Source organism: Labilithrix sp., from assembly GCA_019637155.1.
GTDB lineage: Bacteria > Myxococcota_A > Polyangia > Polyangiales > Polyangiaceae > Labilithrix.
Window position 1 is genome coordinate 46,485 of record JAHBWE010000008.1, and the last position, 22,374, is coordinate 68,858.

21 protein-coding genes and 1 tRNA gene are annotated in these 22,374 nt (G+C 68.7%); 11 read left to right on the plus strand and 11 right to left on the minus strand.

The annotated features are described in order from the left end of the window. Positions 1–48 precede the first annotated feature (48 nt). On the plus strand, positions 49–2,280 hold the full coding sequence (locus KF837_17940; protein ID MBX3229206.1) for a carboxy terminal-processing peptidase: 2,232 nt from the start codon (positions 49–51) through the stop codon (positions 2,278–2,280). A gap of 41 nt (positions 2,281–2,321) precedes the next feature. On the opposite strand, the gene KF837_17945 is transcribed toward KF837_17940, so the two are convergent. Then, complete coding sequence (locus tag KF837_17945; protein MBX3229207.1) at positions 2,322–3,062, minus strand: methyltransferase domain-containing protein; 741 nt, start codon at positions 3,060–3,062, stop codon at positions 2,322–2,324. A 50-nt stretch (positions 3,063–3,112) separates the two neighbouring features. On the opposite strand from KF837_17945, the gene KF837_17950 reads away from it, so the two are divergent. Both KF837_17950 and KF837_17955 read left to right on the plus strand, forming a co-directional pair. After that, complete coding sequence (locus KF837_17950; GenBank protein MBX3229208.1) at positions 3,113–3,637, plus strand: DUF1697 domain-containing protein; 525 nt, start codon at positions 3,113–3,115, stop codon at positions 3,635–3,637. Between the two features lie 58 nt (positions 3,638–3,695). Continuing rightward, a complete protein-coding gene (locus KF837_17955; protein MBX3229209.1) occupies positions 3,696–4,271 on the plus strand; it encodes a hypothetical protein in 576 nt (191 codons plus the stop codon). Positions 4,272–4,284: 13 nt separating this feature from the next. Here the strand turns inward: KF837_17955 and KF837_17960 are convergent, their stop codons facing one another. Together KF837_17960 and KF837_17965 are read right to left on the minus strand one after the other, a co-directional pair. Continuing rightward, positions 4,285–4,704 (minus strand): YeeE/YedE family protein, encoded by a 420-nt coding sequence (locus KF837_17960; GenBank protein MBX3229210.1) that lies wholly within the window; start codon positions 4,702–4,704, stop codon positions 4,285–4,287. Continuing rightward, on the minus strand, positions 4,701–5,900 hold the full coding sequence (locus KF837_17965; protein MBX3229211.1) for a sulfite exporter TauE/SafE family protein: 1,200 nt from the start codon (positions 5,898–5,900) through the stop codon (positions 4,701–4,703). The genes KF837_17960 and KF837_17965 overlap by 4 nt, the downstream gene beginning before the upstream one ends. 103 nt (positions 5,901–6,003) lie before the next feature. Here KF837_17965 and KF837_17970 point away from each other — a divergent pair, with 103 nt between their 5' ends. Next, positions 6,004–7,041 carry a hypothetical protein gene (locus KF837_17970; GenBank protein ID MBX3229212.1) on the plus strand — a complete coding sequence of 346 codons (1,038 nt, stop codon included), beginning with the start codon at positions 6,004–6,006 and terminating at the stop codon, positions 7,039–7,041. Positions 7,042–7,047: 6 nt separating this feature from the next. Here the strand turns inward: KF837_17970 and KF837_17975 are convergent, their stop codons facing one another. Further along, positions 7,048–7,890 (minus strand): sigma-70 family RNA polymerase sigma factor, encoded by an 843-nt coding sequence (locus KF837_17975; protein MBX3229213.1) that lies wholly within the window; start codon positions 7,888–7,890, stop codon positions 7,048–7,050. A 66-nt stretch (positions 7,891–7,956) separates the two neighbouring features. Between KF837_17975 and KF837_17980 the strand changes: the two genes are divergently transcribed. Then, on the plus strand, positions 7,957–9,300 hold the full coding sequence (locus KF837_17980) for a hypothetical protein (GenBank protein ID MBX3229214.1): 1,344 nt from the start codon (positions 7,957–7,959) through the stop codon (positions 9,298–9,300). Here the strand turns inward: KF837_17980 and KF837_17985 are convergent, their stop codons facing one another. After that, on the minus strand, positions 9,301–13,029 hold the full coding sequence (locus KF837_17985) for an AAA family ATPase (GenBank protein ID MBX3229215.1): 3,729 nt from the start codon (positions 13,027–13,029) through the stop codon (positions 9,301–9,303). Positions 13,030–13,497: 468 nt separating this feature from the next. Here KF837_17985 and KF837_17990 point away from each other — a divergent pair, with 468 nt between their 5' ends. The 3 genes from KF837_17990 (at position 13,498) to KF837_18000 (ending at position 15,159) form a co-directional block, all read left to right on the plus strand. Beyond that, positions 13,498–13,710: a hypothetical protein gene (locus KF837_17990; protein MBX3229216.1), complete on the plus strand. Its 213-nt coding sequence runs from the start codon at positions 13,498–13,500 to the stop codon at positions 13,708–13,710. A gap of 460 nt (positions 13,711–14,170) precedes the next feature. Continuing rightward, a complete protein-coding gene (locus KF837_17995; protein ID MBX3229217.1) occupies positions 14,171–14,356 on the plus strand; it encodes a hypothetical protein in 186 nt (61 codons plus the stop codon). Between the two features lie 332 nt (positions 14,357–14,688). Next, positions 14,689–15,159, plus strand: a complete 471-nt coding sequence (locus KF837_18000) for a hypothetical protein (GenBank protein ID MBX3229218.1) — start codon at positions 14,689–14,691, stop codon at positions 15,157–15,159. Between the two features lie 34 nt (positions 15,160–15,193). On the opposite strand, the gene KF837_18005 is transcribed toward KF837_18000, so the two are convergent. The 4 genes from KF837_18005 to KF837_18020 form a co-directional block, all read right to left on the minus strand. Then, positions 15,194–15,997, minus strand: coding sequence for a hypothetical protein (locus KF837_18005; GenBank protein ID MBX3229219.1), 804 nt, complete (start codon positions 15,995–15,997; stop codon positions 15,194–15,196). After that, positions 15,994–16,605 carry a hypothetical protein gene (locus KF837_18010; GenBank protein ID MBX3229220.1) on the minus strand — a complete coding sequence of 204 codons (612 nt, stop codon included), beginning with the start codon at positions 16,603–16,605 and terminating at the stop codon, positions 15,994–15,996. Before KF837_18010 ends, KF837_18005 begins: the two co-directional genes overlap by 4 nt. Before the next feature lie 72 nt (positions 16,606–16,677). After that, positions 16,678–17,508: a hypothetical protein gene (locus tag KF837_18015; protein ID MBX3229221.1), complete on the minus strand. Its 831-nt coding sequence runs from the start codon at positions 17,506–17,508 to the stop codon at positions 16,678–16,680. Positions 17,509–17,801: 293 nt separating this feature from the next. Further along, positions 17,802–18,275: a hypothetical protein gene (locus KF837_18020; protein MBX3229222.1), complete on the minus strand. Its 474-nt coding sequence runs from the start codon at positions 18,273–18,275 to the stop codon at positions 17,802–17,804. Positions 18,276–18,424: 149 nt separating this feature from the next. Here KF837_18020 and KF837_18025 point away from each other — a divergent pair, with 149 nt between their 5' ends. Beyond that, the gene (locus KF837_18025; GenBank protein ID MBX3229223.1) at positions 18,425–18,982 is read left to right on the plus strand and encodes a recombinase family protein; all 558 of its coding nucleotides are present in this window, start codon (positions 18,425–18,427) and stop codon (positions 18,980–18,982) included. Between the two features lie 64 nt (positions 18,983–19,046). Here KF837_18025 and KF837_18030 read toward each other — a convergent pair whose 3' ends face one another. Beyond that, positions 19,047–19,568, minus strand: a complete 522-nt coding sequence (locus tag KF837_18030) for a hypothetical protein (GenBank protein MBX3229224.1) — start codon at positions 19,566–19,568, stop codon at positions 19,047–19,049. On the opposite strand from KF837_18030, the gene KF837_18035 reads away from it, so the two are divergent. Next, the gene (locus tag KF837_18035; protein MBX3229225.1) at positions 19,540–20,241 is read left to right on the plus strand and encodes a zinc ribbon domain-containing protein; all 702 of its coding nucleotides are present in this window, start codon (positions 19,540–19,542) and stop codon (positions 20,239–20,241) included. The two genes, KF837_18030 and KF837_18035, sit on opposite strands and share 29 nt — an antisense overlap. 49 nt (positions 20,242–20,290) lie before the next feature. Here the strand turns inward: KF837_18035 and KF837_18040 are convergent. Beyond that, positions 20,291–20,364, minus strand: a tRNA-Met gene (locus tag KF837_18040). A 426-nt stretch (positions 20,365–20,790) separates the two neighbouring features. On the opposite strand from KF837_18040, the gene KF837_18045 reads away from it, so the two are divergent. Further along, a complete protein-coding gene (locus KF837_18045; GenBank protein MBX3229226.1) occupies positions 20,791–22,353 on the plus strand; it encodes a SulP family inorganic anion transporter in 1,563 nt (520 codons plus the stop codon). Positions 22,354–22,374: the final 21 nt, after the last annotated feature.

Genomic DNA, 22,374 nt, shown 5'->3' on the forward strand with positions numbered 1-22,374 from the left:
GGCCGACCGCCGCCGCAACCCTCCCCGATCGCGTGATACTTTCTGCGGATGCGTCGTTCGCTCCTCCTCCTCCTCGTGCTCGCGCTCTCGTGCGGCTCGCCGCGCCCCGCGGACAAGCGCGACGGGACCGCCCCGCCGCCGTCGGCGACCGCGTCGGCGCGCCCCGTCGACGCCGATCTCGCAGAGGCCCCGCGCGATCCGCGCGAGCCCCTCCTCGCGAGCGCGGCCGGCACGCTGCTCGGACAGCAGCACGTCCGCGCGCACGCGATCGACGACGCGATCTCGAAGGAGGCCTTCCAGCGCTTCATCGAGGAGCTCGACAGCGGCAAGCTCTTCCTCCTCGAGAGCGACGTGCAGCGACTCGCCCGCTTCGAGACGGTCATGGACGACGAGCTCCGCGCCGGCGACCTCGCGCTCGGACGCAAGGGCGTCGCGCTGCTCACCGGCCGTCGCCGCGTCGTCGCCGACGTGATCGCGCGGACGCTCGCCGCCCCGCTCGACTTCAGCGCGAACGAGACGATCGAGACCGACCCGAAGAAGCGTGCATTCTGCAAGACGGAGGAGGAGCTCGCGGCGCGGTGGCGCGGCGTCCTCAAGCTCCAGGTCCTCGAGCGCGCGCAGCAGCTCGAGGACATCCTCGAGCGGAAGGCCAACCCGAAGCCGGGCGACAAGCCGGCCGACGCCGACGACGCGCGGCGCGAGGCGGCGGCGGAGAAGGCGCTCGGCGAGATCCCGGCGACGTTCGAAGGGCGTCGCGACAAGGTGCAAAAGGAGATCGCCACGCGCTACGCGACGCAGTTCGTGCGCCTCGCGACCGCGGACAAGCTCGAGCCGGCGCAGACGTTCATCAACGCGCTGAATGCCGTTTACGATCCGCATACGAATTACCTACCCCCGGCGGAAGAGGCCGATTTCGATATTGCGATGACGGGCCGGCTCGAGGGAATCGGCGCCACGCTCCGCGAGCAAGACCATTACATCCTCGTGAACGACCTCGTCCCCGGCGGCGCGGCGGAGCAGCAGGGCAAGCTCGAGATAGGCGATTTGATCCTCGCCGTCGCGCAAGAGGGCAAAGAGCCCGTCGACGTGACCGACATGCCGATCGGCAAAGTCGTGAGCATGATCCGCGGCCCGAAGGGCACCGTCGTCATCCTCACCGTGAAGAAGCCCGACGACAGCATCAAGACGATCTCGATCACGCGCGACGTCGTCCGCATCGAGGCGACCTACGCCCGCGGCGCCGTCCTGAAGACGAAGGCGAACGGCGACGTCGGCTACGTGCACCTCCCCGGCTTCTACGGCGAGGGCGGCAGGCCCAAGCCCGGCGAGCGCAACGCCACCGCCGACATGCGCGCGCTCCTGACCCAGCTCACGAAGAAGGGCGTGAAGTCGCTCGTCTTCGATCTCCGCGGCAACGGCGGCGGCCTCCTCACCCACGCGCGCGACATCAGCGGCCTCTTCATCAAAGAAGGTCCCGTCGTCCAGACCAAGGACGGCAGCGGCGCGGTGGAGGTGCTGCGCGACACCGACGCCTCGATCGCGTTCGACGGCCCCGTCGTCGTCCTCGTCGATCGCTTCTGCGCCTCCGCGGCCGAGATCGTCGCGGGCGCGCTCCAGGACTACGAGCGCGCCGTCGTCGTCGGGTCGAGCGCGACGCACGGCAAGGGCACCGTCCAGGCGGTGCTCGACCTCGATCGCACGGTGAAGCAGCCGCCGCAGGCCGATCCGCTCGGCGTCTACAAGATCACGGTCCAGGAGTATTTCCGCGTGAGCGGCGGCTCCACCCAGCTGAAGGGCATCGTGCCCGACGTCCTCCTCCCCGATCCGACCTCCTTCGTCGAGTCCGGCGAGCGCACGCTCTTCCACGCGATCCCGTGGTCGACGATCGCCCCCGCCTCCTTCACGAAGGTGCCGCACGCGTGGAAGACGGCCGCCCTCGCGTCCGCGAGCGCCGCCCGCACCGGCGCGAACGCCGATCTCGCGACCGTCACGAAGTTCGCGAAGCTGATGGAAGCGCGGCGCGACAAGACGATGCGCCCCCTCGCGCGCGACGCGTGGCAGGCCGAATACAAGCGCATGAAGTCGGAGCTCGACGCGCTCGACCCGAAGAAGAACGAGCCGAAGCCGCTGCTGGAGGTCGTGCCGCTCACGGCGCAGGACGCGCCGGCCGCCGATCCGCGCGCGCAGAAGCGCGTCGACAAATGGAAGGACAGCCTCGCGCGCGACCTCTGGGTCGACGAGACGACGCGCATCCTCGCCGACATGATGAAGGCGCGCTGACGCCTCGCGCGCCCGTCGCGACCGCCGACCGAGCCCGAACGTCAACCGAGCCCGAACGTCTGCCGCATCGCGCGGCTCGCGTCGGTGCGCGCGCCTGCTTCGTCGCGCATGACCACCTGGGCGTGCTCCATCGCGCCGCGAGCTGCGCGGGCGCAGGTCCACACCGAGAAGAGGCTCGAACGTCCGGCCCTCGGCACGACGTCGACGCGCCGCACCGGCACGAGCCCCGCCGCCGCCGCGCCGCGAGCGACGCGCTCGGGCGCGCGCCCGTCGGCGCAGACGACGACCACGCCGTCGGGCGAGAGCACGCGCGCCGCGGCGGCGAGGTAGTCCTCGACGCCGCCGCGGAGCTCGATGCGCGCCGCCGCGCGCTGCGGATCGGGCGACGCCGACGCGGTCCCGAGCGGCAGGTACGGCGGCGTGCCGGTGACGAGATCGCAAGCGCCGTGCGGCCAGCCGCGCGTCGCGTCGCGGAGGTCGCCGTGAACGAGCCGCACCCGCTCGTCGAGCCCGTTCTCGCAGACGTTCCGCCGCGCGAGCTCGATGCTGACGTCCTGCGCCTCGATGCCGAAGCCGCGCGCCGCGGCGAGGCGCCATGCCACCATCAGCAGCACCGAGCCGATGCCGCACCCGAGATCGAGGAAGCTCGCCGCCGCGGGCGCGGCGTGCACGGCCTCCCACGCGGTCGCGAGATCGTCGACCGAGAACCGATGCCCCCGCCGCCGCTGCACGATCCGAAACGACGCGGTCAGGGCGTCGCTGGTGAGCTCACCGGCATCCATCAAGCGACGTCGATGATAGACGAGCGCGGGCCGGATAGAATGACCGCGAAATGACGAAGTCGCTCGTCCGCTACGCGGCGCTCCTGCGCGGCGTGAGCCCCATGAACTGCAAGATGCCCGAGCTCGCGCGGGCCTTCGAGGCGGCGGGGTTCGTGGACGTGAAGACGGTGCTGTCGAGCGGCAACGTCGTCTTCAGCGCTCGCGCCGCCACGGAGGCGACCTTGGCGAAGAAGGCCGAGGCCGCGATGTCCGAGCACATGGATCGCTCGTTCGCGACCATCGTGCGCGCGGTCGACGATCTGCGGGCGATCCTCGCCGCCGATCCGTTCGCGAAGGTTCGCTCGGCGCCCGGGGCGAAGCGCGTCGTGACCTTCCTCCGGACCCCACCTCGCGCCACCCTCGAGCTGCCGATCGAGGTCGACGGCGCGCGCATCCTCCGCGCCACGGACCGCGAAGTCTTCACCGTCTACGTCCCGAGCCCGCGCGGCGCCGTCTTCATGACGCTCATCGAGAAGACGTTCGGCAAGGACGTCACGACGCGCTCGTGGGAGACGGTGCAAAAGCTCGCGCGGTAGTCGTGACTGCGGCGCCCTCCTCGGCGAGCCGACGTCCGCATGGTGTACGTTGGGTTGGATGAGCACGACCCCGTTCGATTTCGAGGCTCTCGAGGAGCATCTCTTCGACGGCTGCGCCGAAGCGATCGCCTCCGTCCAGAGCGAGATCGGTCGCGAGGATCCGGCCGTCTTCTTCGCGATCGACGCGAATCCGTACTACGGGGAGTTTTTGCCCTCGCTCGATACCCGCTCGAACGCGGCCGCCGTCATGAAAGGCCACCAGGCCTCGGTCCTCGAGAGGCGCGCCTGGCTGAAGGACACCTCGGACGAAGCGTGGAAGAACGCCCACGAACATGCCCGTTTCGAATCGCTCCCGCTCTACAACCACGAGGTCGCCGACTTCTCGCATCACATGCTCGCCGACCTGAAGTACGCGCCCCTGGCGAGCTTCGTCCGCGACCCGATCTACGCGACGCTCAACGCGACCGCGTCCAAAGACGGATGGGTCGAGGGGCACACCCGCGCGGTGCTCGCGCGCGTCGTCGATCGCCTCGTCGACGGCGGTCACTTCGCGTCCCTGCCGATCGCCGCGCCGTTCGGCGTCGGCTACGCCTATCACGGCGAGCCCATGATCGTCTGTCGCGTGGTTCTCTAGCGGGTCTGCGACGTCAGAGCGCTCGCGACGCGAGGTGCTCCGCCTTCATGCCCGCGGTCATGCCCGCCACGAACAGCAAGGCAGGGAGCGCGCCGGTCATCGCGCTCACGAGGCCGGGACCTGGGCAGTAGCCGCCGAGGCCCCAGCCAACACCGAAGATCGCCGCCCCGAGGACGAGCCGAACGTCGATGTCCTTCCGCGTCGGGAGGTGAAAATGCGGATTGAAGAGCGGCGAGCTCCACCGGCCGATCCGGCGAAGAGCGACGACGTGCACTCCGATGGCGCCGAGCATCACGAAGGCGAGGCTCGGGTCCCATGCTCCGAAGACATCGAGGAAACCGATGACCTTCGACGGCTTCGTCATTCCGGACACCGCGAGGCCAATACCGAATAGCGCGCCGGCGCCAAAGCCAATCACGATTCTCTGCCTCATCGTCCCCCTCCGAGGATGTGCCGCACGACGAACACCGTAAAGCCCCCGGTCAACATGAACGTCATCGTCGCGACGAGCGAGCGAACCGAGAGCCGGCTGAGCCCGCACACACCGTGACCGCTCGTGCAGCCATTGCCAAGTTGGGTACCAAATCCCACCAACAGACCCGCGGCGAGCGCGAGGACCGGCGCCGGCGACCACGTCGTCTCGAACGCCGCAGGATGAACCGCGTGAACCAGCGCGCCGGCGGCGAGGAGCCCGGCGATGAAAGCGATTCGCAGCGGCATATCGCCGGCGCCTCTCCGGAAGATGCCCCCGTACAACCCGCTGACTCCAGCGACCCTTCCGAGCGCGAGCAACAGCAGCGACGCGCTCGCCCCGACGAGCGCGCCTCCCATCAGGGCGGAGACATCGACCGCGGCGACGAGCATCGCCATGATCGCCAGGAGCGAGAGCTGCTTTCCAAGGACGAAGATCCCCATCGCGAGGACCAACCACGCGAAGCCGCGCCGGAGGACCTCGGAGGGCACCTTCCCTCCGAAGAACGCGCCGGCGAGGCTGCCCGTCACCGTCGCGCCCGTAACCAGCGCCGCGAGGGCCCAGTTCACCTCGACGTGACCGACGTGGCCGGCGAGCCCGGCGAACGACTGCAGCGTGATGACGAAGAGCGAAGTCCCGACCGCCTCGCGCATCGAGAGCCCCCCGAAGAACGTGAGCGCAGGCACGATGAGGAAACCGCCGCCCGCGCCCACGAGCCCCGAGAGCATCCCGACCGCCGCGCCGAGCGCCAGGATCCGCAGCGGCGCCGGCGCCCGCCCCGCTCCGTCGCGCCCCGCGCGCCCCCTGAACATCGCCGCAGCGGTCACGAGCATGACGACCGCAAACGCAACGAGGAGCGCCGTCCCCGGGACGAAGCGGGCGAGGCGCCCTCCCATGAACGCGCCGCCCATCGCGGCAGCGCCGAAGGTGGCGCCGATCCTCCACCGCACCCGCTTCGCGCGAGCATGCGTCGCCGAGCCCACCAGGCTCGTCGCGCCGACGACGAAGAGGGACGTCGCGATCGCGGCCTTCGGCTCGACGCCGGCGACGTAGACGAGCATCGGAAGGGTCAAGATCGCGCCGCCACCGCCGAGCATCCCGAGGACGACGCCGATGAGCAGGGCGAGCCCGCCGGCGACGAGCATCGTCGTGGTCACGTTCCGCCTCGCAGCATGCCGTGTACGAGCCAGCGCGGACGAAAAGGGTTCGCCGAAATCGGAACCCAAACGACGAGGAGCGGCTCTCACCGGCGAGGCCACCATGAAGATCGAACGCGCGCGGCTCCTCCTCGCCTGCGTCTCGACGTGCGCCCTCACCTCGACGGCGCACGCGGCCGACTGGCCGATGGTGCAAGGCACCGAGGCTCCGGACGCCCCCGCCGTTCGCCCGTTCGGCGTCGTGCAGGTCACCGCGTCGCCGAGGCCGACCGTTCGCCGAGCGCGCCCCGGCCTCCGCGGCGCCCTCCCCGGCACGGACGGTCGCGTCTCCTACTACCTCACGGCCGAGCTCGGAACGGCTCCGATCGCGCGCGACGGCCCGACGCTGGCCGACGCGTCGATCACCCTCGGCTACATCCCCGGCGCGCGCGTCCGGATCGGACAATTCCGCCTTCCGCTGATGGATGAAGGCGTGGAGTCGAACGCCCAGGCGGCGGAGTGGATCAACCTCTCGCTCCCGGCGTCGGCCCTCGTCATGGAGGACCCCGTACGGAACGGGCGCTTCAGCGGAGGCGCCTCGGGCTTTCGCGATGTCGGCGTCGAGGTGTTCGACACGTACCAGCGCGGGCACGTCGCGCTCTCCTACGCGCTCGCGCTCTCGAACGGACAACGCCGCAGCTTCGATGCAAACGACACGAAAGACATTACGGCGCGGACGACGGCGTCCTGGGTCTTCTCGGGCGACGTCACCGATCCGCACCGCCAGGAGCTGTCGCTGTTCGCTTGGGGACAGCGCGGAGAGCGGACGCTCGACGGCGTTCCCACGCAGCGGATCCGCTCGGGCGTCGGCGTCCACCTCGAGAAGGAGCCGCTGCGCGTCCGCGCCGAGCTCGTCCACGCGAGCGGCGCGCTCTCCGTCGGGCAGCGCGCGATCGGCGGAACCGTGCAAGCGCGAGCCCGCGTCTTCGGTCGCGCGCGCGTCGGCCTTCGGTACGACGCCGTGCGTGCCTCGAAGTCGCTCGCCCCGATGCTCGAGTACGACGTCGTCCCTCGCGTACGCCTCCAAGCGACGTACGAGAAGCGCTGGCTCTCCCTTCCGGACGGCGATCGCCTCGGCGCGCAAGTGACGGTGATCTTCTGACGGTCATCATGGACTCTCTTGGAGGAAGTCCTTGAGCGCCCGCTTCACCGCGCTCTGAACCGAAGTCGGCACTTCGGTCTTGGGGCCCGTCGTGCGGCAAAGGGCGAGGGTCTGCTTGAGCGAGTCGCAGGCGTCGCGGCAGCGGACGCACCCTTCGAGGTGCCGCTCCATCGCATGGCAGACCTCCGCGCTGATCTCGTCCTCGAGGTGCTTCGAGAACAGCGTGAGGACGTCCGGGCACGCGCCGGCCGCGGCAGGCGCATCGCCGGGGATGCCGAGCACCGGAGCGACACCGTCACGCACGGCGACGCGCGCGCGATGCAGTCGGCTCTTCACCGCCTGCGCGCTGATGCCGAGGACCTCGGCGACCTCGGGCGCGGTGAGCCCCTCGACGTCGCGAAGGATCAGCACCTCGCGATACATCGGCTCGAGCGCGCGGATCGCATGCTCGAGCGCCTGCTCGACCTCCTTGCCCGCGAGGACCTCGTCCGGCGCTCGCCCCGGATCGCCCTGCGCTTCGACCTCGCTCGCGTCGGCGGCGTCGAGCGACGTCTCGTTCGGCGCGAACTTGCTGCGGCGGCGCTTCTTGATGCAGAAGCTCCGCGCGACGGTGTAGAGCCACGTCGAGAGAGACGACGCACCGCGGAAGTCTCGAACCCCGCGCGCCATCGCGAGCAGCGTCTCCTGCAAGACGTCCTGCGCGTCCTCGGGATCGCGGCACATCTTCATCCCGAACCGGTAGACCTGCGCCTGGTAGCGCTCGAGTAGCGTCGAGAGCGCGGCCTTGTCCCCGCCGCGCGCAGCGGCGAGCAGCTCGGCGTCGGAGGCGGTATCGAGAGACGTGCTCATTTCTTTCCCTCCTGTAGCCGAAGAAGCGGTAGCGACCGAGCGCGACGTCTCGGGTATCTTCGGGGCGTGAGCGATCAAGACGGAGGGCTCGAGGAGGCGCGCGCGCAGTTCATCCGCGGGGAGCTGGACGGCGCGCTCGTCGCGGCGCGTGCTTGCCTCGCTGCGGCGAAGGCCGCCGGCGACATGACCGCGACGGGGCGCGCACGGACGCTCTGCGGCGAGATCGCCTACGATCGGCTCCGCTACCCGGAGGCCCGCGACGAGCTGAAGCGCGCCGTCACCGAGCTCGAGTCGAGCGGAGCCGACGAAAACGACGTGCGCTACGCGCGCGCGTCGCTCGGCATCGTCCTCCACACGCTCGACGACGTCGACGGCGCCACGGCGCAGCTCGCGCAGGTGGACCCCGACCCCGCCGCCGGGCCGGCCGAGGACCTCACCGTCGCGCACGCGGGACGATGGATCGTCCTCGCCGTGCTCCATCAGGCGTTCGGCGGAACGCCACGCGCACGCGCGATCCTCGAGCGCCTGCTCGCGGTCATGCCCGACTCCGACTCCGACTCCGACGACGCACGTCGCGCGGCGCGCGCGACCGCGCATCTCCAGCTCGCGGCCACGCTTCAGACGGAGGGCGCGAACGCGGCGGCGATCGAGAACGAGGAGCGCTGCGTCGAGCTCCGGACGAGCCTCTGGGGGCCCACGAACGTGCGCGTCCTCATGGCGAAGCTCAGCCTCGCGCAGCTCCTGCTCGCGAGCGGACGGACCGACGACGCGTGCCCTCTCGCGCGGGACGCGATGGCGACGCTCGAGGCCATCGGCCGCGCCGACGATCCGCGCGCGTCGGTCGCGCACGCGACGCTGGGGCTCGTCGAGCTGACGTCCGGCGACGTCGCGGCGGGCGCGAAGCGGCTCGAGCGTGCGTGCGCGATCGAGGAGAAGACGTTCGGAGGCGCCAGCCCGCGAACGGCGAAGATGCTCGTCATGCTCGCGCAGGTCGAGGCGACACGGCAGCAGTGGGGCCGGGTCATGGGCCTCTGCAAGAAGATGATCCCGGCGCTCCGCGGCGACGCTCGCTCGACGGACGCGTACTTGAGCGCGTGCGGTCTCGACTGCACCGCCCACATCGCTCTCGGGCGCGCCGCCGCGGGCGCCGACCGCCTCCGCGACGCGCTCGCGAACCTCGACCGGCGCGGCGCCGCCTTCTCCGAGGAGCTACGGCGCATGATCGCCGAGCTCTGGCTCCTCCTCGGCCGAACCGAAATCGCCACCGGCCGGCGAAGCGGCGTGAGCACGCTCGAGCGAGCGCGCGCGCTGGCGATGGATTGCGGCGCGAGCGACATCCTCGACGCAGCCACCAACGACTTGGAGCACGTCCGGCGCGGCGGCGGCATGGGCCTCAAGAGCACGTCCTGATCACCGGGCGAGCTCGGCGGCGACACGTCGAAGCCGCTGCGCGAACGTGCACGTCAGGAAGCGCTCTCGTCGCGCGGGCTCGTCGATCGCGTCCGCGCGGCGCGCGATGACCTTCTGCCCGCGCGCGAGCACCATCCGGCACGCATCGACCTGTCCGACGGCGAGCATCGTCTCGGCGCTCGTCGCGAAGAAGTCGAGGTCGAGCGCGCCGTGAAGATGCCGGTGCTGCGTCGCCGCGACGACGGTCATGCACTCCGCGGCGGCCTCCTCCGCGCGGCCGGCTTCGAAGAGCGCGCCGGCGAGCTGCATGTGGCAGGCGCAGTCGACGGCGAAGGCCGGCTCCTGCGACAGCACCTTCGTCAGCGTGTCGATCGCGCCTTCGGGATCGCCGAGGATGCGCTGCACGTGAGCCGTGAGCACGAGCGAATACGCGCCGAAGACGCCGTCGCCCAGCATCGAGGCGCTGCGGATCGACTCTTCGACGCGCGCCCTCGCCGAGGCGGGATCGGGCATCGCGAGCGCGGTCACCGGGAGCGACCACGCGTTCAGGATCGGCAACGAGTACTTCTGCGCCTGCGCGTACCCGCGTGTACCGTACGCCGTCGCCTCTTCACGCGCGTCGAGCGAGAGCTCCGCGATGACGAGCTGGCTGAGCGAGTGGCCGTAGCCCGCGGGGTCGCGCGCCTCCTCGAAGGCCCGCTCGCTCTCCAAGCACGCCGCTCGATCGAGCCACGTGTTCCCCAGGCTGAAGCGGGCGTGCTGCGCGCGGCTGTGCGCGTTCCAGCCGCGCGCCCGCGGATCGGGATCGTCGGGCAGGAGCGCGAGCTTGGCGAGCACCGCGTCGGCGCGCTCGCGCTCGCCGTCCCAATAGAGCGCGACGACGACGAAGCTAGCGGCTTGCTGGTAGTCGTCGCCGGGGCACGTGGCGGGGTCGAGCGACTCGAGCGCGTTCGCGGCGCGCCTCGTCATCGACGCGTCCATGTTCATCGCGCCGCTCATCGCTGCCCACGAGACGACGGCCGGATCCGCGCTCGCGGTCGCCGTCTCGCGCAACGCACGGTCGAACGATCGCCAGCCTTCCCTCACCTTGCCACGCCAGCTGAGCGCGCTCCCTTCGGCGAGCAAGAGTCGATGCAGGTCGCTGCCGGTGGCGCCGAGCGCGATCCCGCGCGCAGCGCACAGGAGCGCCGCGTCGAGATCGTTGGCCATCGAGGCTTCGCGCGCGGCGACGACGAAATGTGGGATCGCCGCCGCCGGCGTCTCGGAGCGCTCGTAGTGCTCCGCGAGCGAGAGCGCGTCGCGTTCACCGGCGGCCCGGAGCCACTCCGCCGCGAGGCGGTGCCCCACCTTGCGGTCTTCGCTCGTCAAGGCGGCGTAGGCGGCGTCGCGGAGCAGGCCATGGCGGAAGCGCACCTCGCGCTCGCCGGCGAAGCGCGACGCTTCGAGGGGCACCAGCCACTCCTTCTCGACGAGAGAAGCGACCGCGAGCTCGATCTCGGACGCGGCTCGTCCGGCGAGCAGGGCGATACCGTCGAGCCACGCGCGCTCGCCGAACACCGCCGCCGCGCGCAGGACGAGGCGCTCGTTCGACGGCTCCCGCGCCAAGTGCGTCTGGATGACGGCGAGGAGCGAATCGGGCGTCTCCGCGGAGTCGCCCCCGCCGTGCCGGAACAGCTCTTCGAGCCAGAGCGGGCTGCCGCCGGCGCGATCGACGGCGTGGCGAACGGCTTCGCTGCTCGCGCCGGGCCGAAGGGCGAGCGCGAGCGCCTCCGCGGCCTTGCGCGCGAGCCCGGCGAGGCGCAGCTCTTCGACGCCCTGGCTCGTCCAGATCCCGGGGAACGTCTCGTGAAAGGTCGGCCGCGCGGCGCCGACGATGAAGATCGGGTGCTCCACCGCGTGCACGAGCGACTCGAAGACTCGAAGGCTCGGCGCGTCCGCCCAATGCAGGTCTTCGAGCATCACGACGAGCAGGCCTTCGCCCGCGCCCGCCGCGCAGAGGGCGAGGGCCGCCTGCCGGATGTGCGTCGCCATGACGGACGGGCTATTCTGCGCCGCGCGCAACGCGGCGCTCGGCGCTTCATCGACGAAGCCCGCGACGTGCGCGAGCAGCTCGAGCGCGCCTTCGTCCGCGACGAGCGCGCGGAGGGCGCGGACGAAGGCCCCGCGATCGGTCGCCGTCGCGCTCATTCCCGCGGCGCGCCGAAGGAGCTGCGAGAGCATCGTGTAGGGCGAGCCCGGGCGCATCGGATCGCCGCGCGCGATCCAGACGCGCTCGGGAGCGCTTCGTCGCAGGAGCTCGCGCAGGAGCCGCGACTTCCCCGCGCCGGCCTCGCCGGTGACGAGGATCGCCCGCGTCGTGCCGTCGGCGACGCACTCGTCGAGCAAGCTCGTGATGAGCCGCATCTCGCGGTCGCGTCCGACGAACGGCGTTCGGTCCGCGATCTCGTGCGCGCGCGCGAGCTCCGCGCCCAGCCGCGCGCCGTCGATCTCGAAGCGATGGCGCAGGATCTCGATCGACGCGGGGTCCAGCGCGACGGAGACCTCGCCCGCGCGCGAGACGAGGCTCGCGGCGCGATCGATGACGCCGCCGACCGCGTTCGAGCCGGCGCGCTCGCCGAAGCCGGTCGCGAGCGCGATCGTGTATCCGCCTTCGTGCTGCAGCGCGAGCGCGAAACGCGCGGCGCGGATGGTCTGATCGCGCGCCGAGTCGAGCTCCCAAACGAAGAGGAAGAGGCCGCCCGGCAGCCATTCATGCCGTGCATGTGCGGCCGCGGCCGCATGCGCGAGGCGCTGTCGCTTGCGCTCTTCGGAGGCCTCCGCTTCGGTCGCGCCGCTCGGGTCGAGCCCATGCGGGCGCGCGAGCACGACGGTGAGCGCCTGTCGTTCGCGGTCGGTGAGCTTCGAGGGCGGGACCGACTTCGCCGCCGCGCCCGACGCCTCCGCTTCGAGCGCGCGGATCGCCCGCGCCACGGCGGCGCCGTCCGAGAGGCGCTGCTCGAGCGGCGCGAGCAACCGCGCGAACAATGCGTCGTACCGCGCGAAGCTCGGGTCGACGCTGCTCGGCGCGGGCGGCGCCTCGGTGAGGAGCTTCCCGACCACGGCGGCGGCGTGCTCCGCGTGATAGGCGGACCGCCCGGTGAGGCACTCGAAGAGCAGACACCCGAGCGAGAAGACGTCGCTCCGCGCGTCGACGGGCTTGCCGCGCGCCTGCTCGGGCGAGAGATAACCGATCGTACCGACCATCATCCCGGCGGCCGTGATCGCCGTGCCGCGGAGCGGCTTCGCGATCCCGAGATCGAGCAGCCGCACGTCCTTCGGGTCGCGGCCGACGAGGAACACGTTGCTCGGCTTCACGTCGCGATGGACGACGCCGGCGCGATGAGCGGCGCCGAGCGCCTCCGCGACGAGCGCGGCCACCTCGAGCGACTCCGCCGGCGCGAGCGCCTTTCGCGCGAGCCGCTCCCCGAGGTCTTCGCCATCGAGCCACTCCATCGCGAGCCACGCGGCGCCGTCGTCATCGATGCCGTGCGCGACGTAGCGCACGATGCCAGGATGGCTCACGGCCTCGAGGAGCCGGCTCTCCCGCAAGAAGCGCTGCGTAGCCTCCGCCTGAACGGTGCGCATCCGCTTCACCGCGACGACGTCCCCCGTCACGCGATCGACCGCGCGATACACGTCCCCCATCCCGCCGCCGTTCACACGCGCGCCAAGCTCAAAGCGCTCCCACACGCCCGGAGGCTAACACGAGGCCGCGACGAGGCCGCCGAGGCGGAGAGCGCAGGAGCGGCCATGCCGCGCCGTACGACTTCGCCGACGCCTTCTGGGACGGATGCCACGTCGCACCGGCCATCCCCGACCATCGCCGCCGTGATCGAGCGCGCGATCGCCGAGCCCCCGGCGCCCGATTCCCATCCGCCCGCGCGATGCGCCTCTCATCCAGGCTTCCTTTGCATCGAAGCGAACATCTGCTCGTCACGCGCCGCCGCCACGCGGAGCACCGAAACGAGCGCGCCTTGCTCGTGCACGAACCACGATCGGACCGTACGTCGCCCGTTTGGCGGAGATGACGCTTGCACGGTACCCGCGCCCGGAGCTCGGCTACCGCGCCGTGCTCGGCGGACCGTTCCAGGTGTCGTTTACGGATGGAGCACGGCGACCCCGACGCACGGGTCATCGCACTTGAAGTTGAACGGTCCCGTGCAAGCCAAGACGCCTGCCGTGCAGACGGTCCCGGGGCAGTCGCGCGGGAGTGATGTGCCCGTCGCGCGGCACGTGCAGGTCAGAGCAGGCGAGTCGAGATCGATTGCGCAGGAGGCGCCAGCGCAGCTCGGCAAGATCTTCATGCCGTCCGCCACCAGTTCGGCGCGCGTCGACGTGTTCGTGCAGTCGCAGCCGCCGGCTATCTCGTAGCAGGTCCACTCGCGCTCCGAGAACCCCTCCCACGTCGAGGAGGTCTCGCCCTTTTTGCATTTCGGCGCGACGCACTGACCGCCGCAGAGGATGCCCGCGCCCTTCGTATCGGGACAGCACCGGTCGACGCAGGACGACGACGCACCGCAGGACTCCAAGCAAGACGGGTCACAGTTCGAGCCGGTGATGACGCACGACTCGCCGTCCTGCTTCGTGCCCGTCTCGGATGTCGAGGCGTCCGTCGCTGGGACGCACTTCCCTGCGGAGCAGACCTCGTCCCCGTCGCATTCGACCTCGCACGGCACAGTTCCACCGGCCGTGCTCGATGAGCTGCACGCCGCAACCACGGCCAGCAACGCCAACAGCGCGTGAGGGATGACGAAACGAATCCGCGTGCTCCGCTGACGCAAGACGACCATGACCGCGCTTCCGAGCCGACCATACCTGAAGGGGACGCCACTTGTCACTTCGTGGCGAACGCTTCGCAGCCGCCGTCCGCGGACGCGCGTTCAAGATCACCACCGAGGCCGACGACGCGTCGCCGCGGCCGCCGGGCCTCGCGCCGCGAGAGTTCCACGCCGAGCGACCGAACCAGCTCTGGGTCGCCGACCTCACCTACGATGCGACCTGGGCGGGCGTCGTCTAGGTCGATCGTCGGCTGGCACGTGTCGAACTCGCTCAAGAGCGACAGCGCGCTAGCGGAGACGGTCATCTTCACGGCCGACGTGATTCGCCGACGAGGCCCTTGGCGGAACGAAGTGGATGGCCACGAGGGGTTCTTTTGAGGGACGGCAGTAGCCAACAATGGAGACCGCTACGGCGATGCCTTCCTCACGTTGCCGCCCGAGCTCGGTGGCCCGAAGACGACGAGCGTCGCGATCATGTCGTCGGACTTCGCCGAAGGGGCGCGCGCTTCCGGGACGCGCGAGCTCGTACCTCTTCTCCTCGCTCCTTGTCTGCGGGGTCTGCGGTTCGTCGATGGTCGACTTCATCGCGGACGGCCAAGGTTCGCCGACGATCCGCGAACGGTTGAAGACGCTCGAAACCGAAGCGAAGGTCCTCCGTCGCCAGGTAAAGGCCCTCGAGCGCGACGCCACGGTGCCGATCTCCCTCCCGACGCCGGAGGGGATGACCGCGCTGGTCTTCGATCTCGAGCGTCGCCTGATGGCGGACGTCTCCAAGGGACGGGAAGAGCTCAGGCGCCTCTTCCATGACGGGAAGATTCGACTCAACCCTCAACCGGGCGGGTTCTACGTCGCCGAGTCCGAGATCCTCCCGCTGGTCCTACTAACGACTCCGCCCTCCGTGGCGGACCAGGGAGGGCGGCGGGGTGCGGACCAAGATCCGCGGTATTCTGCGAGTAGTTGCGCGGGGGCGATACGCGGGCCGTACCACGACCTCAGGCAGCGTGTCGGCGTCCGGCTGTGTCGTGTAGACGACGTGTCTTAGGCGGGAAGTTGCTACGAGCTGCTTGCGGCGGGGTTCAGGGAATCTTGCCAGTCGAGGCCAGGAGTTGCCGACTGATAGCCCCGCAAACCTCCCAGAACACACGCGCGTCTTCCGCGCCTATCAAGATGCCATCGGTGTGTTCCTTGTGCGGGTGAATGTAGTTCCGAAAGTCTCTAAGGACGTTCCCGACATCCTTGGCGGACTTCGTTATCCATCCAACTTCGTGCGCAACTTCTACCATGGCGACCAACTTCCAGTCATTGAGCGACAGTGTCTTGCCGGCCTTGTCCTTGGGTGCATTCTTCGCAGTGTAGATGGGGGCTTTGTTCGCGACGACGTTGATGCGCGCAAGAAGCAGCGTCTCCATTAGGCCGCCCATCATCACGGTCGCCGCCAGATTGGCTCCCGCGTTGATGCAGGTCTGCACCTCAGTCCATCGTCGGGTGAGAATCTCCTGCATGGCGACATCTCCGGTAAGCGACGCAAATGGCGGCGGCGCATCCGCTGTCGTCTTGCTATTCCGGACAGGGACTGCAGTCACAAGGCGACGGAGAGTGACGAGCGCGTCCTTTGCCGCCTTCAGCGTGCTCACGTAGGTAGACCGAGCGGCGGCCTTCGCGGTGGCGTCGAGAACCTTCTGGTATGCATTGTCGACAGCACTCACGTCGAGGTCTCCGACGCGCGGCTTGTGGGTCTTGAACCACGCATAGGCCACGGCCTTCAGACCGTCACGTTCTTCGGCGCCACGGACTTGGGGGGACTTTGAACGCTGCACTGCGCTTCGTGCCCGTGCCACCTCGGCGATGGCCGCCTCGATATGTCCGAGTGTGTCACTCATCCCTTGCCGGACTTCCGTGACTTCTTTGCTCCCGCCTTCTTCGATGGTCGCCGCTTCCCGCGGCCGCCCTTAGTTGAACCAGTCGTGGCCGTCCCCGGAAGTGTCATGGACACCAGGTTCTCGCCCACTGCATTCAATCGGTACGTGCCTCTTCCAGAGCCGTTCATGTAGCCTTGCCGCACAGCGTTGCCGAGTGTCTTGCTCGGTTTCGCGAAAACGGTCCAGGGGGCGAGACGCGCTGCGTCCTGGAGGTCTGCAGACGAAATCGCCTCCTTGCGGTCAGCGGCGGGTGCCATGAAGCGGTGGTAGTACGCGGCCACGGCCACGAACTGAACATCGTTCTTCGGCTGCTTCTCTTGGAAGAAGCTTCGAAAGTCCTTGGGCCCTGCCTCTCCGTCTCTGGGCCTCGAGGGCGTGTCCGCAAGCGTCGCGGGAACGTGAACGCCCGGGTGCGCGTGTTCGACCTTCGGCTTGACCGCTGCACCGGCAAGCTCAAGGCTCTCACTCACCCATCGGACGATGCGTTCCTGTTCTGCCTTTTGCCGACCGTGCAGAATCTTCTTAATCTCTTCCGCCGCCATAAAATCAGACTTCGCATCTTCGCTCATAAAGCTTCCTGTCCCCAATGGCGCTCTTGCGCTCGCACGAAAATGAATATTGGATATGAATGAACTCAGTTGTCAGGCACTGAGCACAGACCAGTTTTTGAGCAGGAAACGGCGACAGTACTGAGCCGCTGTAAAGGCGGCGTACTCCTGCCACGCGTCGTCCTTCGCGGCAGCAAAGTCACAGACTGACTTGAAGCTCACGTAGAGAGGCTTCGGCCGCGGGGCCTCATGCGCAGCACGGTAGAGGGCATACGTCTCCATCTCGACGCCGATCAACTTTCGCCAGTTCTTCTTGATATCGAGGATTCGCTTTTCGCTATCAACCACTTGGTCCGCTGCCCCGAGTGCACCAATGTGGATATTGAGCGAAGTTCGGGGCCGGGCGCCGCCCCAAGTACCAGCGATCTCGTCCAGTCCCTCTCTCGTACGTCGATCTTCCTGGACCAGCGTGTGCAGTCTGGAGTCGACCGGCAAGGGAAACGGATCGGGCTGAAATGTCTCAACGCCGTCAACTACCGCAATCTTGCCGGACGCGTAGTCCACGCTGGGGTTAGCGACCAAGATGTCACCGTAGTTTCGTCCCGAGGCCTTCGTGCCCGCTGCAATTCCGACCATCACGATGAGCCGAGGTCTAAACATGAGCAGCATTTGCGTGGAGATGATGGCAGTTGCAGTAAGCCCCATGTGCGTGGGGGCTCCGGCCACAACACTCAGAGGCGGTGCGCCCGACAACGGCACGTCAATTGATTTGTATATGTGGGTTTGACCGAAGTCGGGCTGGCTCTGCCATTTCGACTCGCCTCCGAACGCGTTCAGAACCTCGTGAAGTTCAGGACTGTGCAGAGCGCAGACAATGGCGACATCGAACGACCGAGCAGGCGGTGCCGCCTTCTCCTGCGACACTTGAAGTCCGTATGATCGAAGCTCGTCGACACCTGTCCTCGTGAGATGCCAACGCAGTCCGCTTTTAGCGACCCGAGTGCATTCCACTCGAGGAATGGCCTTCCTCAAAACGTCAGGCACATTGCCAGGAGCCGCCTTGCCGAGGCGCAGTTTCAGCTCAGCCGAAATGGCATTACTGTCGACGGCCGAGGCGGCTTTATCCGCGCGAAGAACGAGGAGACCGAGAAGAACGGCATTCCTTGGAGACCTTTTCCCCCGAGGTAGCTGCGCATACAGCTCCGAAAACGTCTCACTCATTTTTCGCGCGGCAGGTCCAGGTCGACCGTCACCTCTCCGTCGTGGCTCAACTTCCAGAGTCCCTTCTTCGTCCCAGGCTCGATGTACGCGTAGCGGCGACGGCAGTCTGTAAGCGTCTGCGTCATGTTCCCCGGCGGCTTCACGCGGCCTTGGAGGAGCGCCTTCCGTATCTCGTCAGAGTTCAGTTCGCTCTGCTCGCGGAACTTTTGGTGGTGATAGAGAACGCACGCGATGGCCTCGTAGGAGTTTTGAGGCTTCTTCTGCTCAAGGAACGTCTTGAGCGACACCCTCGAACCTTCCTCGCCAGCCTTTTCGCCATCGTTGGTGGGCGGTTCATCCGCGCTATCATCCTTAACATTCGGCTTGTCGAACAGGTCCCTCAAGCTCTCGAAAGTGCTCGTTACGAAGGCCTCGGGCCCCTCAATCTCGACCTGAGTTCCGCGTCGCAAGACCGAAAGACGAACTGTCATCCAAGAATGATGATGGCGACCTGGATGGATGTCAAGCCGCCTGGCGCAGCCAAGTGGAAGCCATCGGAATGGGGTACTTGCCGTTTACGAGATGCCCATCTCGAAAACGAGGACCACCCCGGGGTACCCCTTCGCAAGGAGGTGACGCCTTGGGAACACGCGTGGTCGGGTACATCCGGGTCAGCACGGACGGTCAGGCGGACGCCGGCACCTCCCTCGAAGCACAGAGGGCCAAGCTCACCGCCTACGCAGAGGCGATGGACCTCGACCTCGTCACCATTGAGGAGGACGCGGGCATCTCCGCGAAGACGGTGGTGGGCCGACCCGGACTGCTCCGCGCCCTCGGGCGCCTCGACGCCGACGAAGCCGACGGACTTCTCGTCGTGAAACTCGACCGCCTAACCCGCAGCGTCCGCGACCTCGGCGACCTCGTCGAGCGGTACTTCTCCCGGCGCCACTCCCTACTCTCCCTCGGCGACTCCATCGACACCCGTACCGCCTCGGGACGTCTCGTGCTCCACATCATCGGGTCGGTGGCGCAGTGGGAGCGCGAGGCCATCGGAGAGAGGACCCGCGATGCCCTTGCCCACCTGCGTCGGCGCGATGTGCGTCTCGGCGGTGAAGCGCTCGGCTGGTGCCGGACCTCGACCACGACCGACGTCCGAGATGCTCGTCATGCTGACGTACCCGGTGTACGCGATGACTAGTACCCTTGCCGGCAAGCAAATCGCCGTCTATGCACGGCACTCGTCGGCCCTGCAGAACGAACGGTCAACCGATGACCAAGTACGACGGTGCGTGGAAGCGGCGCGAGCGTCGGGAGCCGAGGTGATTCCCGCGCTCATCTTCAAGGACGAGGCCGTCAGCGCCGCTAGCCTCCAACGCCCGGGGTTCGAGCGGCTGATGAAGGCCGTCGAAGAGAAGCGGGTCGACGTCATTCTCGTCGAGGACATGTCGCGCGTGTCGCGAGACTTCGCCGACGCGGCGTTCATCTTCAAGCGCCTCCAGTACCTCGACGTCGCCCTCATAGGCGTCGCCGATGGCGTCAACACGGGACTGAAGACGGCCAAGCTGACGTTCACGATGTCGAGCCTGGTCGCCGACCTCTATCTCGACGCTCTTCGCGACAAGACTCTGCGCGGGCTTGAGAGTCAGTTCAACGCCGGCTACTCGACCGGCGGGCTCCCGCTTGGATACTGCAGCGTCCCCGACAAGAGTCCGGACCCGTCTCGCCGAAGTACGGAGTCGATACACGGTAAAGCGGATGACGCGGTCTGCGCCCGGCGCCCGCACGGCCTACCCTCTCTCCGGACTCCTCATCTGCGCAGCGTGCCACTCGCCGATGGTCATCTCCGGCGGCTCCCGAGCGGAGGTCGACGGCAAGGCGGTCGGACCGCGAACTTCGTACTATCGCTGCGGGGACTCGAAGAAGCGGGGCGTCTGCAAGAACGCCCTGTCGGTACGAGAGGACCTCGTCCGCGCCCGCATCTATGGCGCGCTTCGTGAAGCCGTCTTCACACCGGCTGCGGTGGCCCACCTTCGCAAGCGCATTGCAGAGCACCTCGGTGAGGCCGCGCGGCTCGCACAGCACGAGATGAAGGAGAGGCTCGACCGCCTCGCCCGGACGGAGCAACGCATACGCGGGCTCGTCACCTTCATCGCCGACGGCGACCATTCCAGTTCGGTCCGCGACGCCCTTCGGGACCTTGAGGCACAAGCTCTCACGGAACGCACGGCGATTCAGAACATCAAGGACCGGATGAACGCTCCCGTGGACCTCCCGACCCCGACCGCGTCCTCGAACGCGCGAAGGACCTCGACGCCGTGCTCGCCGCGGACCCCCTCCGCGCCCGCGAGGCTCTACGCCGGATGTTCGAAGGCGGACGAATCCTGCTCACCCCCGGAGACGACGGCGTCTACGTCGCGGAGGCAACCTTCCTCCCGCTCGTCGCGCTCGCCGAAATGACGAAGCCCCCGGCGGAGGGCCGAGGGCTGGGTCGTGGTACGGCTATCAGTTGCGCGGGTAGGATTTGAACCTACGACCTTCGGGTTATGAGCCCGACGAGCTACCAGGCTGCTCCACCGCGCGTCACGTCCGTCGAAACGGAACGATGTCGTAGTAATGCGCGGCGTGACGGAGGTCAACACCCTTCGCGCGGCTGTGGTTCGGTGCGGATCTTCGCGCGGTTCGCGTAGGGCGCGGGCGCTTCGCGGAGGGGTTGGTGCTTGGGATGCTTCACGTAGCTGGCGTACGGGCTCCTCGGTGAAGGCACGGACGAACGCTGATCGCTGGAGCACCTCGGCGCCGTGAGCCGCGCTCCTCCTCGTGGAGCAGAGCTCGGCTCTTCGAGCGGACCGCGCGCGATGGCGGCCAAGACGCGATCGACGTTGCGCTCCTCACCAACGCTCCTGCCTGCTCGCGCGCGCGGCGCGTTTGACGAGCCGAACGGGACTGGTTCGTGTGGCGTGAGCTCGGCCGATGCATGGCGGCACGCGCGTTGCTGATTGCGACATCATGAACGCTGCGAATCACGACGAACATGGCGGGGCGCGCGCGGCGATCGTGCGTGACCTCCTTGCCTCGATCGTCGTGTTTCTCGTCGCGTTGCCGCTCTGTTTGGGGATCGCGATCGCGTCGGGGGCGCCGCCCGCGGCTGGGTTGCTCACCGGTGTGATCGGGGGGCTCGTCGTCGGATTCATCGGGGGCGCGCCGTTGCAGGTGAGTGGGCCCGCGGCTGGGCTCGCGGTCATCGTCTGGGATCTCGTGCAGACGCATGGGTTCGCGGCACTGGGGCCGATCGTCGTCGTCGCTGGTGTGGTGCAGATCGTTGCAGGTGTGGCGAGGCTCGGGCGGTGGTTTCAGGCCGTGCCGCATGCGGTCGTGCTCGGGATGCTGTGTGGCATCGGCGTGCTGATCTTCGCGAGCCAGTTTCACGTGATGGTGGACGACGCGCCGCGTGGGGGCGGGCTCGCCAACCTCGCCGGGATCCCCGGCGCCGTCTGGAAGGGCGTGATCCCGCACGCTGGGTTGCCGCATGACGACGCGGCGCTCATCGGCTCGCTCACGCTCGTGACGATCCTCGGGTGGAACGCGGTCACGGCGAGGTGGCTGCCGCGCGCGAAGATCATTCCGGGCACGCTCGTCGGGATCCTCCTCGCCACCGTCGTCGCCAACGTCGTGCACGCGCCGATCGCGCACGTGGACATGCCGGATGGGCTCGTCGCCAACGTGCAGATCCCCACCGCGCCGACGTTCGCGGTGCTCCTCGACGCGCGTGTCCTCGGCGCCGCGCTCGCGCTCGCGTTCGTGGCGAGCACGGAGACGTTGCTCTGCGCGACGGCGACCGATCGGATGCACGAAGGGCCGCGCACGAAATACGACCGCGAGATGCTCGCGCAAGGGATCGGCAACACCCTCGCCGGGCTCGTCGGCGGGCTGCCGATGACCGGCGTCATCGTCCGCAGCAGCGCCAACATCCAGGCCGGCGCGACGACGCGGCTCTCCGCGATCATGCACGGCGCGTGGCTCCTCGCCGCCATCGCGGCGGTGCCGTTCGTCTTGCGACTCGTCCCCGTGTCGGCGCTCGCGGCCCTCCTCGTGTACACGGGCGCGAAGCTCGTTCGTCAGGACGTGCGCACGATCCTCGCGCGCGGCGGGCGCTTCGACGTCGCCATCTTCTTCGTCACCGTCGCGATGATCGTGTCGACCGACCTCCTGAAAGGCGTCCTCACCGGCCTCGTCCTCGCGCTCGGCAAGGTGCTGTGGATGCTGACGCAGCTCCGCGTCCGCCTCGAGCACGACGCGGAGATGAAGCGCTCCGTGCTCGTGCTCGAAGGGTCGGCGACGTTCCTGCGCCTCCCCGCCCTCGCGTCGACGCTCGCGAAGATCCCCGCCGGTCACGAGGTGCACGTGTACGTCGACGCCGTGAACCACATCGACCACGCCTGCTACGAGGCGCTCGCCGCGTGGGAGAAGCAACACGTCGCGAGCGGCGGGCGCGTGCACCTCGACTGGTCGCGCATCGCCAAGCTCGGCAAGACGCCGCCGCGCCTCGACGTGCCCGCGACGAGCTCGTGACGAGCTCGTCGACGAGCTCAT